The organism is Nocardia vinacea NBRC 16497 (assembly GCF_000308835.1).
Taxonomy (GTDB): Bacteria; Actinomycetota; Actinomycetes; order Mycobacteriales; family Mycobacteriaceae; genus Nocardia; species Nocardia vinacea.
In genome coordinates, this window is sequence record NZ_BAGN01000085.1 from 61152 (window position 1) to 77592 (window position 16441).

A 16441-nucleotide genomic window follows, 5' to 3' on the forward strand; every position below is an offset into this window, starting at 1 on the left:
GGACTCCGATCAGAAGGTGATGCCGTTGTGCTGGAAGAACCACAGGGCCGAGGTGAGCCAGAGGCCGGTCAGCCCGGCGAGTACCAGGCCGCCCGCGACCGGAATGATCCAGCCGGGCAGGCCCTTTCGGGTCAGTAGCAGCATCTTGGCGACGAATGCTCCATAAAAGAAGCAACCGAGCAGGGAATGGATGAGTACGCGGTTTTCGTAGTCCTGAAAACCCAAGGCGAACAGGCAATGCACGGCGACCGGGACGGTGACGAGTACGGCGAGTCGGCCCGACCAGACATGCGCGGGTGCGATCCAGGACGGGGTCTTCGGGAAGATCGCGCCGAGCTTGCCGTACATGGTCAGCGCCGAAACCAATTGGAACAGCGCGAGTGCGGTGGCCAGGGTAGCCAGCCAGGTCTTCACCGCGACCGGGCTGGAGAATCCGGCGACATTGATCGAAAAGAACCGTGGCTCATGCTGTTTCGCGTAGACGCCGAGCAGTACCGAAACTGCCGCGCCGACGAGCAGCGGAATGATGATGGCCGCCGCCGACGCTCGGCCCGGATTCACCCGTACCGTCGGCGCTTCTCGATCAGCCGACACTGTCACCACCACTTACCTTGTTCGCGGTTACCTTTTTGCCGTTGACGCTGGCCGTCGCGTCCGGCGCGAGACCGACGGCGGGGGTGGTGGAGCCGTCGGGATTGCGTTGGACGCCGGTGACGCCGCCGTTCGCATCGACGATCCAGCTCTGGCGGGTGCCCGCCTCGCTGTAGACATAGAGTCCGGCGGGTGGTTGCACCGGATTCGCGGTGTAGTTCCACTGCTTGCCGCCGATCCAGAGCGTCCCGCGCACCGCCTTGCCGTCGAAAGTGCCGGTCAGTTTCGCGTCGTCTTTGCCGGTCAGCTGCAAGGACCCGTTCGTCGCCGGACCGCGTAGCCAGGACTCGATGCTCTTGCCGTCACAGGCATAGGCGATGGCCTTGTCGCCCGCGATGGTGATCTCGAGTGTGATGGTGCCGCCGGAGGCCAGTGGGATGGTGCCCACATAGTCGGCCTTGCTCGGAAATGGAACAGCCGCGGTGGTGGTCGGTGTCTGCGTCGTGGCCACGGGTGTGGTTGTGACCACCGCATTCGTATTCGCGGCCGATGGTTCGGTGTCCTTGGACATATTGATGACCAGTAGGACGAGGCCGAGTACGGCCACTGCCGCCAGGGTGAGCCACGGTCCCAGTCGTTTCATAGGGTCTCCTCGATATGCGGCCGCCAGCACCGCTGTTCGAATTGTCTACGTGGCAGACCCGGTGAGCGGTTCAAACGGGGCATTCGCGGACCCCGACCCACGGCGTGTCTCGACTGGGACGTGAAGCGGCGGACCCGGTCCCCCTCATCGCGTGGTGGCCGGGTCCGCCGCTGGGGGGCGGCGCCTATCCGCGGGCGATGGCCTCGAAGACCTTCGGATCGACGAGGGTCGACGTATCGCCGAGTTCTCGACCCTCTGCGACATCGCGGAGCAGGCGGCGCATGATCTTGCCGCTGCGGGTTTTCGGGAGTTCCGGGACGATATGGATCTCCCTCGGTCGGGCAATGGGGCTGATCTCCTGGGAGACAGCGGCTTTCAGTTCACCGATCAGCGCATCGCCGGAATTGTGCGCGCCCGCGGTGAGAATGACGAAGGCGACGATGGCCTGTCCGGTGGTCGCATCGTTCGCGCCGACCACCGCGGCCTCGGCGACCGAGGCATGTCCGACGAGCGCGGATTCGACCTCGGCGGTGGAGATCCGGTGGCCGGACACATTCATGACATCGTCGACCCGGCCGAGTACCCAGAGGTCGCCGCCGTCGTCGAACTTGGCGCCGTCACCGGCGAAATACCAGCCGCGGTCGGCGAATCGGTCCCAGTACGTCTCGCGGAACCGGTCCATATCACCCCAGATACCGCGCAGCATCGAGGGCCACGGTCGATCCAGTACCAGCAGTCCGGAGCGGCCGTGCGCGAGCTCGGCGCCGTCGTCGTCGACGACCTTCGCGGAGATGCCGGGCAGCGGGGTCATGGCCGCACCCGGTTTGGCCGCCGTCACACCGGGCAGCGGGGAGATCATGATGGCGCCGGTCTCGGTCTGCCACCAGGTATCCACGATGGGCATCCGATTGCCGCCCAATACCTCTCGGTACCAGCGCCAGGCTTCCGGATTGATCGGTTCGCCGACGCTGCCGAGCAGTCGCAGTGAGGACAGGTCGTGCGCGTCCGGAATCTCGCGACCCCACTTCATGAAGGTCCGCACCAGGGTGGGCGCGGTGTAATAGATGGTGACGCCGTACTTTTCGATGATGTCGAAATGCCGGTGCTCATCGGGGGAGTTGGGGGTGCCCTCGTAGACGACCTGGGTCGCGCGGTTGGCCAGCGGTCCGTAGACGATGTAGCTGTGTCCGGTGACCCAGCCGATGTCGGCGGTGCACCAGTAGACGTCTTGTCCCGCTTTGTGATCGAAGACGTTGTGGTGGGTGTAGGCGGCCTGGGTGAGGTAGCCGCCGGTGGTGTGCAGGATGCCCTTGGGTTTTCCGGTGGTGCCGGAGGTGTAGAGGATGAACAGCGGGTGCTCGGCGTCGAAGGCCTGCGCCTCGTGATCGGGGGATGCGTCGGTGACGGTGTCGTGCCACCACAGATCGCGGCCCTCGGACCACGGCACCTCGATGTTGGTGCGCCGCACCACGAGTACGTGCTCAACGGTGTGCTCGCCATCGGCAAGCGCCTCGTCGACGGCGGCCTTCAGCGGTGCGGCGGTACCGCGCCGCCACTGCCCGTCGGTGGTGATCACCAGTCGGGCCCCGGCATCGTCGACCCGCTGGCGCAGGGCAGTCGGTGAGAATCCGGCGAAGACCACCGAATGGGTGAGCCCGAGCCGGGCGCAGGCCAGCATGGCGACGATCGCCTCCGGCACCATCGGCATGTAGATGGCGACTCGATCGCCGGCCCGCAGCCTTAGCTCGGTGAAATAGTTTGCCGCCCTTGATACTTCGGCGAGCAACTCGCCGTAGGTGATATCGCGAGAGTCGCCCGGTTCGCCCTCCCAGTGGATGGCCACCTGCTCGCCGTATCCGTCGACTACATGCCGGTCCACGCAGTTGTAGGCGACATTGAGTTTGCCGTCGACGAACCATTTCGCGACCGGCGCGTCGCTCCAGTCGAGGACCTGGGTCCACGGCTGATGCCAGTGCAACCGCCGAGCCTGTTCGGCCCAGAACTCCAGCTGATCGGCGGCGGCGCGATCGTACAGTGCCGCATCGGCATTGGCGCTCGCGGCGAATGCCGCATCCGGCGGGTAGGTGGTCGGGTCGGTGGTTGCACTGGTCAACTCGATCTATCCTCTCGAAACAACAAGGGTGGCAAGCTCAGTCGGATGTGGTCAGTGCACGACCGCCTTCTCGGCGCCGACACCGGTGAGCGAGCGAACCTCCATCTCGGCCTGCTTCGCCGGATTCTCCGGCTTGCGGCCGCCGAGGAAGGTGCCGACCACACCGAGTACGAAAGCCAGTGGGATGGAGACGATTCCCGGATTCGACAGCGGGAACCAATCGAAATCCGAGCCCGGAATCATCGAGGTCTTCGTCCCGGATACCGCGGGGGAGAACACGATCAGCACAATGGTCGAGATCAGGCCGCCGTACATGCTGAAAAGGGCGCCGGTGGTGTTGAACCGCTTCCAGAACAGCGAGTACACGATGGTCGGCAGATTCGCCGCCGCCGCGACCGCGAAGGCCAGCGCCACCAGGAAGGCGATGTTCTGGCCGTTGGCCAGGATGCCGAGGCCGATGGCCAGCGCACCGATCACCACCGCGGTGATCCGGGATACCCTGACCTGCTTGTTCTCGTCGACCTGCCCCTTCTTGAGCACGCTCGCGTAGATATCGTGCGCGAACGATGCCGATGCGGTGATGGTCAGGCCCGCGACGACCGCGAGGATGGTGGCGAAGGCGACCGCGGAAATAACGCCGAGCAGGATTACGCCGCCGAGTTCGAAGGCCAGCAGCGGCGCCGCCGAATTCTGCCCGCCGGCCGCGGCGAGAATGCGATCCGGTCCGACAATGGCGGCCGCACCATAACCGAGCACCAGGGTGAACAGGTAGAACGCACCGATAAGGCCGATCGCCCAAACCACCGAGCGGCGTGCCTCTTTCGCGGTCGGCACGGTGTAGAAGCGCATCAGCACATGTGGCAGACCCGCGGTGCCGAGCACCAGCGCCAGGCCGAGCGAGACGAAGTTCAGCTTGGAGGTCGCGCTGCCGCCGTACTGGGCGCCGGGAGCGAGCACGTCACGGGCGGCCACGCCCTTGGTCTTGGAGCCGTGCACGGCATCCTGTGCCGAGCCGAGGATGTCGGAGAAGTTGAAGCCGAACTTGGCGAACACCATCACCGTCATCAGCGCCGCGCCGGTAATGAGCAGCACCGCCTTGATGATCTGCACCCATGTGGTGCCCTTCATGCCGCCGACCAGCACATACACGATCATCAGCACGCCGACGACGGCAATGACGATGCTCTGTCCGGTCTTATCGGAGATATCGAGCAGCAGCGCGACCAGACCGCCCGCGCCCGCCATCTGCGCAAGCAGATAGAACAGTGAGACCGCGAGGGTGGTCAGCGCGGCGGCGGTGCGAACCGGGCCTTCTTTCAGTCGGAAGCTCAGCACATCCGCCATGGTGAATTTCCCGGTGTTCCTGAGCATTTCGGCGACCAGCAGGAGTGCGACCAGCCAGGCCACCAGGAAGCCGATCGAGTACAGGAACCCGTCGTAGCCGTATACCGCGATGGCGCCGGCGATGCCGAGAAAGCTTGCTGCGGAAAGGTAGTCGCCCGCGATGGCGATGCCGTTCTGCGGGCCGGAGAAGCCGCGGCCGCCGGTGAAGTAGTCGGCGGCGGTGCGGTTATTGCGGCTGGCCCGGATCACCACGATCATCGTGATCGCCACGAACAGGCCGAAAATGGCGATATTCGCGGCGGGATTGCCGACCTTCTCCGCGGCGGAAAGATATTGCGCGCTCACGCCTGGTCTCCCTCGAGGTAGTTACGGATCGACGCGGCGCGCGGATCCAGTTCCTTATTGGCGAACCGGACATACAGCCAGGTGATCACGAACGTCGAGACGAATTGCCCGAGGCCGAGCAGCAGGCCGAGATTGATATTGCCGATGACCTGGGTGGCCATGAAGTCGTGGGCGTAGGCGCCGAGCAACACATAGCTCAGGTACCAGACCAGGAACAGTGCGGTCATCGGAAAGATGAAGCGGCGCAACCGGCTTCGCAATTCCTGGAACTGGGGACTCGACTGGACGGCGGCGAAATCCTCCGCTGTCGGCGTGCGCCGCGGTGGCGTGCCCTCTTTGTCGAGGTCGATACTGGTCATCGCAGGGTCCTAGCGTGTGACGTGACTTACTATCCGCCGACCATAAAGGGACCCTCGTGAGGGATTCATGATGTGGCGTGGATCACTCTGTGAAGGCGCCGGTTTGTGCGGTGAACGGTCGGCTGGCCGCGACGAACGGTCAGCGGCTGAGCCCGATGGCACGCTCCCGGTCCGCCCCCATACCCAGCCGCTCCGGCGCGTGCATTCGGACGAAGATGCGCCCGATCGTCCGGCCGCTCTGACCGCGTGTAAGCACGCTGACCAGGATCATCGATGCGAATGCCAGCGGTACGCTGAGCGCTGCCGGATAGCCGAGGACGGCCGCGAGCCAGCCGTCTGCGAGCTCGTCGGAGATGCCGCCGGTCACCGAAACCGCGGTCGCGCCGCCCGCTGCCAGACCGCCCACGATCAGTCCGGTGGCCGCGCCCTTTGCCGTCAGGCCGCGCCACCAGATGCCGAGCACGAGCAGCGGACACAGTGTCGAGGCCGCGACCGAAAAGGCAAGGGCGACAGTGCGGGACAGATCCAGCGAGACCACCATGATCGAAACACCAAGGGGCACGGCACCGGCGAATACCGCGGCTGCCCGGAAGTCGCGAATCCGTCCACGCAGCATATCTGTGCTGAGCACACCCGCGATGCTGACCAACAACCCGGACGAAGTGGAAAGAAACGCCGCGATCGCACCTGCCGCGGCCAGTGCCGCCAGTAGTTGTCCCGGCAGGCCCGCCAGCACTGATCCGGGCAGCAGCACCACCGCGGCGTCGGAGGTGCCGGTGATCAGCAACTGCGGCACGTACAGCCGCGCGAAGACCCCCAGCAGAATGGGGAAGAGGTAGAACACCCCCACCAGGCCGATCACCGCGAGTGCGGTCGTGCGCGCCGCGCGGCCATCGGGATTCGTATAGAACCGCACCAGTACGTGCGGAAGTCCCATCGTGCCCAGAAAAGTGGCGATGATCAGCGAATACACCTGGTAGGTGGGATGGGTGCCGCCGAATCCGCCGCCGGGCGCCAGCCAGGCCGCACCGTCCGTCGGCGCTCCGGCCACCACCGGGACGGTGGAGCCCGCCTCCAGGGTCAGTTCGGTGCCCGCCGCCAGTTCGTGTGCGCCGGGTGTGAGCAGGACCGGACCGTCCACCGTGCGATCGTCGAGCGTTCCGGTGATCGAAACCTGTTGCGGTGCACTGACCTGCACCACCACCGCGGTGCTGACATCCACCGTGGTGCGCTCGGCGACCACCGGGGGAGCGGGGGTGCCGAGTTCGCGATCCTCGGCCAGGAAATGTCCGAGCAGCACCAGCGCCGGAATCGCCACTGCGGTCAGCTTCAGCCAGTACTGGAAGGCCTGCACCAGCGTGATCGACCGCATGCCGCCGCCGGCCACATTCGCGATGATGATCGCGCCCACCGCCACCGCTCCGACCCATGTCGGCACATTCAGCAGTATGTGCAGCGTGAGCCCCGCGCCCTGGAACTGCGGAATGAGATACACCCCGCAGACCAGCACCACCACGACCGCCGCCAGCCTGCGCAGCCGCAGCGAGCCGAGTCGGAACTCCGCGAAATCGGGCACGGTGTAGGCGCCCGACCGGCGCAGCGGCGCGGCGACGAACAGCAGTAGTCCGAGATATCCGGCGGTGAACCCGACCGGATACCAGAGCGCGTCCGCGCCGTATTTCGCGATCAGCCCCGCGACCCCGAGAAATGAAGCGGCCGAGAGGTATTCGCCGGAGATCGCCGCCGCATTCCAGCGCGGCCCGACGCTGCGTGAGGCGACCAGGAAGTCGGAGGTGGTGCGCGCCAACCGAACACCGTAGACGCCGATCGCGACCGTGGCGAGGGCGGCGAACAGCAGCGCGAGCACCGTGAGAGCTGGGGCCGTCGCCGTGTTCACGGCATGCCCCGATCTGTTCCGGCATCCGGTCGGCAGTGCTGGTGCGCGGCAGCGGCCGGTGATGTGGCACGACCCCTTTCCTCGCCGCCGACCGAGTCGCCGCCCATTCGGCATGTCGCGGCGCATGGATACACCGCCGAGCGGTGGTGCGCGAGCTGTGTTGCGGCGCGGAACATCCGGTCAGTCCTCGGCCAATTCCAGGAAGTCCTGCTCATTGCGTTCGGCGAGCCGGACATAGAGCAGCCCGACGCCGTACAGCACCGGGTACACCGCGACACCGAGCAGTAGCCACGGCAGCCGCACCCCGAGCAGAACGAACGATCCCACCGACCCGAGCCGGAAAAGCATCGGGAGCGAACACAATACGAGCACCATGACCAGCCCGACCCGCACCGCCAACCCCAACTGCGCGCGAATCAGCCCGCCGATCAGCGCCTCGCCGATCTCGGTCTGCTCGACCACCTCCGTGCGGGTCCGCACGCGTCGCGCACCGCGGCGTTCGGCGAGCACGACGCGCTGTCTGGTCGGACGCTGCGGAGTGGTCACGGATTCGTCCACTGCTGTCGCGGCCCGTGCACCAGCCGTTGCTTCAGCTCCCGCACTTGCCGACGGCTGACCGGCAACTCCACCGCCGCGGCACTGCCGTCGGCCCGCAGCCGCACCACCGTTCCGGTGCCGACCGTGCGCAGCCCGGTCACCAACCGCAGCGCCACCAGATAAGACCGGTGCACCCGCAGGAATCCGGCGTTCTCCCACCGAGATTCCAACGCCGACAATGGAATCCGCACCAGATGCGAGCCGCCGCTGGTGTGCAGTCGGGCGTAATCGCCCTCCGCCTCCACCCAGCTGACACTCGACCGGTGTACCAGCGTGGTGACCCCACCCAGCTCGACCGGAATCACCTCATTGGGGTCGGTGCGCGGGGCCGTGACGGCCGGGGACGGTGTCGCGCGTGCCGTGACGATCCGCCGCACCGCCTCCGCCAATCGCGCCTCTCGCAGCGGTTTGAGCAGATAGTCCACCGCACCCAGATCGAAGGCCGCGATCGCCTGGTCATCGTGGGCCGTCACGAACACCACTGCGGGCGGGTTCGCGAACTCGGACAGGATGCCGGCCAATTCCATGCCGTCCAGCCCGGGCATATTGATATCGAGGAATACCGCATCGATCGGATGCGCCCGCATCAGCCGCAATGCACTGGTCGCATCGCTGGCGTTGTGGATTTCACCGACCCCCGGCTGCGCGCGCAGCAAATACACCAGCTCGTCCAGAGCGGGCTTCTCGTCGTCCACGGCGAGCACACGCAGTGCGGCGGCGGACTGGTCGGTGGTCCGGGTCACAGTCGTTCCATCGTAAGCGGAGCCTCTTCCCCGTCGACCCGGATGTCGACACCGGGCTTCGCGCACGTTCGTCGGTGGAGACGTGCGGTCGCGCGGGAGCCGGGTGCCGTGCGGAGCAGGCGTGTGTGGTCAGGCCTGGATGCCGGCGCGGAACTTCGGGACGCGCAGGCTCACCTTGGTGCCTGCGCCGGGGGCGGTCTCCACGATCAGGCCGTAGTCATTGCCGAAGGTCGCCCGCAGCCGGTCATCGACATTGGCCAGGCCCACATGCGCGGATTCGCCGGAACCCGCTGGGCCGGTACCGGTTTCGATGGCATCGAGCGCACCGGAGCGCAGCAGATCCGGATCCATCCCGATTCCGTCGTCCTCGACGCTGATCACACAGTCGGTACCCGCATCGGTCGCGACGATGGTGACCGTGCCGCCGCGCGTCGCCCCGGCCAAGCCGTGCCGAACCGCGTTCTCCACCAACGGTTGCAGCGCCAGGAAAGGCAGTACGACGCCGAGCACTTCCGGCGCGATCTGCAACCGCACCTGCAAGGCATCACCGAACCGGGCGCGTTCCAGCGCCAGATACCGCTCGATATTGCGCAGTTCGTCGGAGAGCAGCGTGAATTCGCCCGCGGCACGGAAGGAATATCGGGTGAAGTCCGCGAACTCCAGGATCAGCTCGCGCGCCCGATCCGGATCGGTACGTACAAAGGACGCGACGGTATTGAGCGCGTTATAGATGAAATGCGGGCTGATCTGGGCGCGCAACGCGCGCACCTCGGCCCGATCGAGGCGGGCCCGCGAGGCGTCCAGTTCCGCCAATTCCAGCTGTCCGCAGGCGTATCGCGCCACCTCCGCGACCGCACCCAGCCGCCCGGGCTCCGGCTTCCCGGTGGTCACCACCCCCAAAGCCCCTGCCACCCCGCCATTTTCGATGAGCAGCGGCTGCGCGATGAGGGTTCGCCCGGCATGTTCACCGCGACCAGGCCCCGACACCAGCACTGGCCGCTCGGTCGCCACCGCCCGCCTGGCCGCATCGGCGAACGGCTCGGCCAGATCCGAATGCGGCCCGTCCCAAGCCAGCAGCGTGCCATCCGGATCGGCGACGCCCAACGCGTCGGCGCCGGTGAGTGTCCGCAGATGCGGCGCGGCCTCCTGGGCGGACCGATCGTTCAACCCCTGCCGCAACGGCCGCGCGGCCAGTGACGCCGTATGCAGTGCGCTGTACACCGCTCGCTCTGCCGGAGTGGTCACCACTCGTCGGGTTCGAGACCAGACCAGCAGTGCGCCGACGATCAATACCGCCCCGGCCACCGCCGCGACAACGGCGGTCGTCATCGCGCGCTCACCGAACGTCTCCGCCGCAGCCACCTCATCGCCTGATTATCGCGGCGGTCCCACCGAATCCGCGCCCAACAGTGCCGATCGGCCCGACAGCACCAGCAGAATCAGCGCCGATCGGTCCTACAGCACCTGCAGAATCCGCGCCAGGCAGCGCCGATCGAACTGACGGCACCACCAGAATCCGCATCTCGCTGGGGCCGGTTGCCGACATGCGGAGCCCAGGGCCCTACCGGATACAGTCGTGTCCATGACCGCGGGCTACTCCGGGACGCCGCTGGCGAAGAAGATCGGAATCAAATCCGGCAACCGTGTAGTGCTGCGGCATGCGCCCGCAGGCTGGCAGATTCCGGATCTACCACCGGACGTCGCGATCGCCGCCGAGGAGCCCGAGTCCGCGGACGTCGTCCTCGCCTTCTTTCGCGAACTCGCCGACCTGGCCGACGAGGCCCCGGAACTGGCTGCCGGACTGAGGCAGGGCGCGATGCTGTGGATCGCCTGGCCGCGCAAGGCGGGCGGGCACGTCAGCGATATCGCCGAGCACGATCTGCGCGAGCTGCTGCTGCCCATCGGCGTCGTCGATGTCAAGGTGGCCGCGCTCGACAACGATTGGTCGGGTTTGAAATTCGTCTGGCGCAAGCGCGCTTGATCGAGGGCTCGCGTAGTGTCGAGCGATCCGCGAACCACCCCACTGTCGCGGAAATCGGACAGCCGCAATGCTGGGTCGCGAGACGCGCCGGTGATCTTCACCACCGACACGCCGAGCACCTGCGTCAGCCCGGCGCGGGAAGCCGAACTCGTCGGTGGGGACCCCTAGAATCGCTACACCAACCCCCGTCGAGACCTTGGGAGGAAGGACCGTCTTGGCCGCCTCGTCCGGATCGTTCGTTCACCTGCACAACCACACCGAGTACTCGATGCTCGATGGTGCGGCCAAAATCTCTCCGCTGTTCGCCGAGGCGAACCGGCTGGGAATGAACGCGGTCGGGATGACTGACCACGGCAATATGTACGGGGCTTCGGAGTTCTACAACTCCGCCAAGAAGGCCGGTATCAAGCCGATTATCGGCATCGAGGCCTACATCGCGCCGGGTTCCCGGTTCGATACCAAGCGCGTGCAGTGGGGTGATCCCAGCCAGAAGGGCGACGACGTCTCCGGTTCCGGCGCCTACACGCACATGACCATGGTCGCGGAGAACGCGACCGGCCTGCACAACCTGTTCAAGCTGTCCTCGCTCGCCTCGCTGGAAGGTCAGCTCGGCAAGTGGGCGCGCATGGACGAGGAGATCATCGCCGAGCACGCCGCCGGCATCATCGCCACCACCGGCTGCCCGTCGGGTGAGGTGCAGACCCGCCTGCGCCTCGGCCACGACCGCGAGGCCCTGGAGGCCGCGGCCAAATGGCAGGAGATCTTCGGACCGGACAATTTCTTCCTCGAGATCATGGACCACGGCCTGTCCATCGAGCGCCGGGTCCGTGAGGGGCTGCTCGAGATCGGCAAGAAGCTCGGGATCCGGCCGCTGGCCACCAACGACTGCCACTACGTCACCAAGGACGCCTCGACCAACCACGAGGCGCTGCTGTGCATCCAGACCGGTAAAACACTCAGTGACCCAACGCGTTTCAAGTTCGACGGTGACGGCTACTACCTGAAGTCCGCGGAGGAGATGCGGGCGATCTGGGATATGGAGGTGCCCGGCGCCTGCGATTCCACCCTTTTGATCGCCGAGCGGGTGCAGTCCTACGACGAGGTGTGGCAGCACCGCGACCGGATGCCGATCTTCCCGGTGCCCGATGGCCACGACCAGGCCAGCTGGCTGCGCCGCGAGGTCGACCTCGGGCTGCGTCGCCGCTTCCCGGACGGCGCGCCCCAGGATTATCTGGACCGCGCCCAGTACGAGATCGGCGTCATCTTGGAGATGGGCTTCCCGGCCTACTTCCTCGTCGTCGGCGACCTGATCAACCACGCCCGCGAGGTCGGCATCCGCGTCGGTCCCGGCCGTGGTTCGGCGGCCGGTTCGCTGGTCGCCTACGCACTCGGTATCACCAATATCGACCCGATTCCGCATGGTCTGCTCTTCGAGCGCTTCCTGAATCCCGAGCGCGTCTCGATGCCCGATATCGATATCGACTTCGACGATCGCCGCCGCGGTGAGATGGTCCGCTACGCGAGTGAGAAGTGGGGCGGCGACCGGGTCGCCCAGGTCATCACCTTCGGCACCATCAAGACCAAGGCCGCCATCAAGGACTCGGCGCGAGTGCTGTTCGGCCAGCCCGGATTCGCCATCGCCGACCAGATCACCAAGGCGCTGCCGCCGCCGATCATGGCCAAGGACATCTCGGTATCCGGTATCACGGACCCGGAGCACGAGCGGTACAAAGAGGCCGCCGAGGTTCGCGAACTCATCGCGAGCAATCCGGATGTCGCGAAGATCTACGAAACCGCGCGCGGCCTCGAGGGCCTGATCCGCAATGCGGGTGTCCACGCCTGCGCGGTCATCATGTCCTGTGATCCGCTCACCGATGCGATCCCGGTCTGGAAGCGGCCCCAGGACGGTGCGCTCATCACCGGCTGGGACTATCCGTCGTGTGAGGCCATCGGCCTGCTGAAGATGGACTTCCTTGGCCTGCGCAACCTGACCGTGATCGGCGACGCGCTGGAGAACATCCAGGCCAACCGCGGCATCGACCTGGATATGGACCGGCTGCCGCTCGACGATTCGCGCACCTACGAATTGCTTTCGCGCGGTGACACGCTCGGCGTATTCCAGCTCGATGGTGGGCCCATGCGTGATCTGCTGCGCCGCATGCAGCCGACCGCGTTCGAGGACATCGTGGCCGTCGGCGCGCTGTATCGCCCCGGCCCGATGGGCATGAACGCGCACAACGATTACGCCGACCGCAAAAACGACCGCCAGGAAGTCAAGCCGATCCATCCGGAGCTGGAGGAGCCGCTCAAGGAAATCCTCGGCGAAACGTACGGCCTGATCGTCTACCAAGAGCAGATCATGCACGTCGCGCAGAAAGTGGCCGGCTACTCCCTCGGTCGAGCAGATATTCTGCGCCGCGCGATGGGTAAGAAGAAGGCCGAGGTGCTGGCCGCGGAGTTCGAGGGCTTCGAGGAGGGCATGCAGGCCAACGGATATTCCAAGGCGGCCATCAAGGCGCTGTGGGACACCATCCTTCCGTTCGCCGGTTACGCGTTCAACAAATCGCACGCCGCCGCCTACGGCCTGATCTCCTACTGGACCGCATATCTCAAGGCGAACTATCCCGCCGAATATATGGCGGCGCTGCTCACCTCCGTCGGCGACGATAAGGACAAGGCGGCGGTCTACCTGTCCGATTGCCGCCGCCTCGCGATCACCGTGCTGCCGCCGGATGTCAACGAATCCGAGATGAACTTCGCCTCGGTGGGTAAGGACATCCGCTTCGGCCTCGGCGCGGTGCGCAATGTCGGTGCCAATGTTGTCAGCTCGATCATCCAAGCGCGCAAGGAGAAGTCGAAGTTCACCGATTTCTCGGACTATCTGAACAAGATCGACGCCATCGCCTGCACCAAGAAGGTCACCGAATCCCTCATCAAGGCAGGTGGATTCGATTCGCTCGGGCATCCGCGCAAGGGTCTGCTGCTGGTGCACTCCGATGCCATCGATGCGGTGATGTCCACCAAGAAGGCCGAGGCGATCGGCCAGTTCGACCTGTTCGGCGGGCTCGATGACGGCGACGAATCGGTGGCCTCGGTCTTCAATGTGAAGGTGCCCGATGACGAGTGGGAGACCAAGCACAAGCTGGCGCTCGAGCGGGAAATGCTCGGCCTGTACGTGTCCGGACATCCACTCAACGGCGTCGAACATGTGCTTGCGGCACAGGCGGATACGGCTATTCCCGCCATTCTCCAGGGCGATATCAAGGACGGCGCCCAGGTGACCATCGGCGGCATCCTCGCCTCGGTCAATCGCCGCATCAATAAGAACGGCCTGGCCTGGGCCTCGGCGCAGATCGAGGATCTGACCGGTGGCATCGAGGTCCTGTTCTTCCCGCAGGCCTATTCGGTGTACGGCGCTGATGTGGTGGAGGACGCGGTCGTGCTGGTGAAGGCCAGGGTGTCGGTGCGCGATGACCGGATCTCCTTGATCGCCAACGATCTCGCCGTTCCGGACCTCTCCTCGATCGGTGTGGCCAAGCCGCTGGCGGTCGTCATGCCGACGCGCCTGTGCACACCCGACAAGATCGGCGAACTCAAGCGCATCCTGTCCAGGCATCCGGGCACCGCGGACGTCCACGTCCGCCATGTGGGCGCACGCGACAATACGTCACTGTGGAAATTGGATGACAGCCTGCGGGTTTCACCGTCCTCGGCCCTGATGGGCGACCTGAAGGCCCTGCTCGGTCCGGGTTGCCTCGCGGGTTAGGGATCGGTAGGACAGGGCGAAACGCGCAACTGCCCGAACCCCTTGTGCGGGTTCGGGCAGTTGTGGCGACGGCGAAGATCGGGCGGCCCGCGCGGTAATCGCCTCGACGAGGGGCCGATCGAGAAGTATTGCGGTGGTGCGTATTCAGACCGTGAGTTCGACCATGGCCCGATCCGCCGTGCCGACCGTCTCGACTTGCCGGGCTCGACGGTGTAGCGCGGCTGCCCATGCGACGGTGGCAAGTGCCGCGAAGCCGAGCGCAACGCCGATCCAGGCGACCGACGGGTAGCCGAGGCCGCCGCCGATGGCCAGGCCGCCGAGCCACGGGCCGACGGTGATGCCGACATTGAATGCGGAGAAGTTGACTGCGGTCGCGAGGGTGGGTGCGGCACCGGCGAGTGCGAATACGCGGGTGTTCAGGGCTGGATTCGTGGCGAATCCGAAGGCGCCCAATAGGAATACGAGGATTACGACCGGTGCGGGCACGGTCGCGGTCAGCGCCAGTACTGCCGAGATAATGATCAACCCGATCATGCCGACGGTCAGTACTCGGAAGGGATGGGCATCGGCGGCTCGACCGCCGACAGTGATACCGATCAGCGCACCGATGCCGTACAGGGTGAGCACCAAGGGAATCCAGGTCTCCGCGATTCCGGTGGTGCGGGCCAGGAGTGCGCCGAGGTAGGCGAAGATGACCAGTTGCGCGCCGGTCGAGAGCGCGGTCGTGCTGTAGGACAGCCAGAGGCGCGGATTGATCATGGTGCGCAGTTCGCGGCGCAGGTCCGGCACCTCGGCGGGGCGTCCGCCCGGAATCTTGGCCGCCACCCCCGCCATGGCCAGCGCGGACAGAATGGCGACCGTCCAGAACGCGGCTCGCCAGCCAAGATGCTGGCCGATCACCGTACCCGCCGGGAGCCCGACGATATTGGCCACCGTGAGCCCGCCCGCGACAATGCTCATTGCCCGACCACGCGCGTTCTCCGGCACCAGACTCAGCGCCGTGGTCGCGGCGACCGCCCAGAATCCGGCGTAGACGAATGCGCCGACCACCCGTGTTCCGAAGAGCACCCAGTAGCCCGGGGTCAGCGCGGCCACCACATGGGCGGCGATGAACACTCCGAGGAAGGCGAGCAGTGCGGTGCGGCGCGGCCAGCGCAGGGTGATCACGGCCAGCGCGGGTGCGCCCACCAGCATGCCCAGTGCGAATGCCGAAATCAGCAGGCCCGCTTGGGGTATGGAGACGCCCAGGTCGGCGGCCATGTGGGTGAGCAGGCCGGAGAGCATCAGCTCCGAGGTGCCCTGGGCGAATATGGATAGCCCCAGTATGTAGACGGCGAATGGCATCGGGAGACCTCCCTGATTTTGGATTGACCGGTTCAAAATTGAGGCAAAAAGAATGCGGCGCTGTGCTGCATGTGTCGTGTGCTGTGCTGGGTGAGTCGCGCCGATGGTCTTGCGCCGCTGATTCGACGTCGGTAGGGGTTAGAGCACGCTCAATGCTGTGGTGGCGATCGCCTCCAGGGTGTCCTTATCGGCTCCGCCGCGTGCCGCGACGCGCATACCGCTGATCGTGGTGATCACGAAATGGGCCAGCGTGCGGGCATCTTTGCCCGCATCGATCTCGCCGGACCGCTGGCCCGCGCGGATAACGGCCGTCAGTGCGTCGAGCCTCCGCTCCAGGTCGGCGCGCAATGTCGCCGCCACCCCCGGATCGCGCGGCGCCAACTCGACCGTCGAGTTGACCACGAGGCAGCCGATGGGGTCGTCGACCGGTGCGTCGATGGTCTGGCGCAGTAGCGTCCTGATCTTTGCTCGCGCGGGCAGGTTGCCGTCGAGCACTTCGAAGATCGAGGCGTTCTTGCTGCTCATATACCGCCGCAGTGCCCGGTCGAACAGTTCGTGCTTACTGGTGAAGGTGTTGTAGATGCTGCTGCGGCCCAGACCTGTTGCATCGCAGAGGTCTTGGGTCGAGGTGCCCTCGTAGCCCGCGGACCAGAACGCCCGCATGGCCGCGTCCACCGCCCGGTCCTCGTCGAATGCCTTCGGTCGTGCCATGGGTTCA

13 protein-coding genes are annotated in these 16441 nt (G+C 66.0%); 2 read left to right on the plus strand and 11 right to left on the minus strand.

Annotation, left to right across the window (positions count from 1 at the left end; genetic code table 11):
* Window positions 1–9: 9 nt before the first annotated feature.
* The 9 genes from ON44_RS10920 to ON44_RS10960 all read right to left on the minus strand — a co-directional run bounded on the left by ON44_RS10920 (window position 10) and on the right by ON44_RS10960 (window position 9961).
* On the minus strand, window positions 10–594 hold the full coding sequence (locus ON44_RS10920) for a DUF6529 family protein (protein WP_051181874.1): 585 nt from the start codon (window positions 592–594) through the stop codon (window positions 10–12).
* Window positions 584–1234, minus strand: coding sequence for a hypothetical protein (locus ON44_RS10925; RefSeq protein WP_040688689.1), 651 nt, complete (start codon window positions 1232–1234; stop codon window positions 584–586). The genes ON44_RS10920 and ON44_RS10925 overlap by 11 nt, the downstream gene beginning before the upstream one ends.
* Before the next feature lie 184 nt (window positions 1235–1418).
* Window positions 1419–3347, minus strand: coding sequence for an acetate--CoA ligase (acs, locus tag ON44_RS10930; protein ID WP_040688692.1), 1929 nt, complete (start codon window positions 3345–3347; stop codon window positions 1419–1421).
* Window positions 3348–3398: 51 nt separating this feature from the next.
* Window positions 3399–5036, minus strand: a complete 1638-nt coding sequence (locus tag ON44_RS10935; RefSeq protein WP_040688693.1) for a monocarboxylic acid transporter — start codon at window positions 5034–5036, stop codon at window positions 3399–3401.
* Window positions 5033–5395 (minus strand): DUF485 domain-containing protein, encoded by a 363-nt coding sequence (locus ON44_RS10940; RefSeq protein WP_040688696.1) that lies wholly within the window; start codon window positions 5393–5395, stop codon window positions 5033–5035. The genes ON44_RS10935 and ON44_RS10940 overlap by 4 nt, the downstream gene beginning before the upstream one ends.
* Window positions 5396–5534: 139 nt before the next feature.
* Complete coding sequence (locus tag ON44_RS10945) at window positions 5535–7292, minus strand: sodium/solute symporter (protein WP_040688699.1); 1758 nt, start codon at window positions 7290–7292, stop codon at window positions 5535–5537.
* 180 nt (window positions 7293–7472) lie between these two features.
* Complete coding sequence (locus ON44_RS10950; protein ID WP_040688823.1) at window positions 7473–7838, minus strand: hypothetical protein; 366 nt, start codon at window positions 7836–7838, stop codon at window positions 7473–7475.
* Window positions 7835–8632 (minus strand): LytR/AlgR family response regulator transcription factor, encoded by a 798-nt coding sequence (locus ON44_RS10955; protein WP_040688701.1) that lies wholly within the window; start codon window positions 8630–8632, stop codon window positions 7835–7837. The genes ON44_RS10950 and ON44_RS10955 overlap by 4 nt, the downstream gene beginning before the upstream one ends.
* Before the next feature lie 129 nt (window positions 8633–8761).
* Entirely contained in the window at window positions 8762–9961 is a 1200-nt protein-coding gene (locus ON44_RS10960) for a sensor histidine kinase (RefSeq protein WP_040688826.1), read from the minus strand.
* A gap of 253 nt (window positions 9962–10214) precedes the next feature.
* On the opposite strand from ON44_RS10960, the gene ON44_RS10965 reads away from it, so the two are divergent.
* Together ON44_RS10965 and dnaE are read left to right on the plus strand one after the other, a co-directional pair.
* Window positions 10215–10613 carry a DUF3052 family protein gene (locus ON44_RS10965; protein WP_040688702.1) on the plus strand — a complete coding sequence of 133 codons (399 nt, stop codon included), beginning with the start codon at window positions 10215–10217 and terminating at the stop codon, window positions 10611–10613.
* Between the two features lie 214 nt (window positions 10614–10827).
* Window positions 10828–14379, plus strand: a complete 3552-nt coding sequence (gene dnaE, locus ON44_RS10970; RefSeq protein WP_040688703.1) for a DNA polymerase III subunit alpha — start codon at window positions 10828–10830, stop codon at window positions 14377–14379.
* A 144-nt stretch (window positions 14380–14523) separates the two neighbouring features.
* Here the strand turns inward: dnaE and ON44_RS10975 are convergent, their stop codons facing one another.
* Window positions 14524–15723, minus strand: a complete 1200-nt coding sequence (locus tag ON44_RS10975) for a Cmx/CmrA family chloramphenicol efflux MFS transporter (RefSeq protein ID WP_051181875.1) — start codon at window positions 15721–15723, stop codon at window positions 14524–14526.
* Window positions 15724–15861: 138 nt separating this feature from the next.
* A complete protein-coding gene (locus tag ON44_RS10980) occupies window positions 15862–16434 on the minus strand; it encodes a TetR/AcrR family transcriptional regulator (RefSeq protein ID WP_040688704.1) in 573 nt (190 codons plus the stop codon).
* Window positions 16435–16441: the final 7 nt, after the last annotated feature.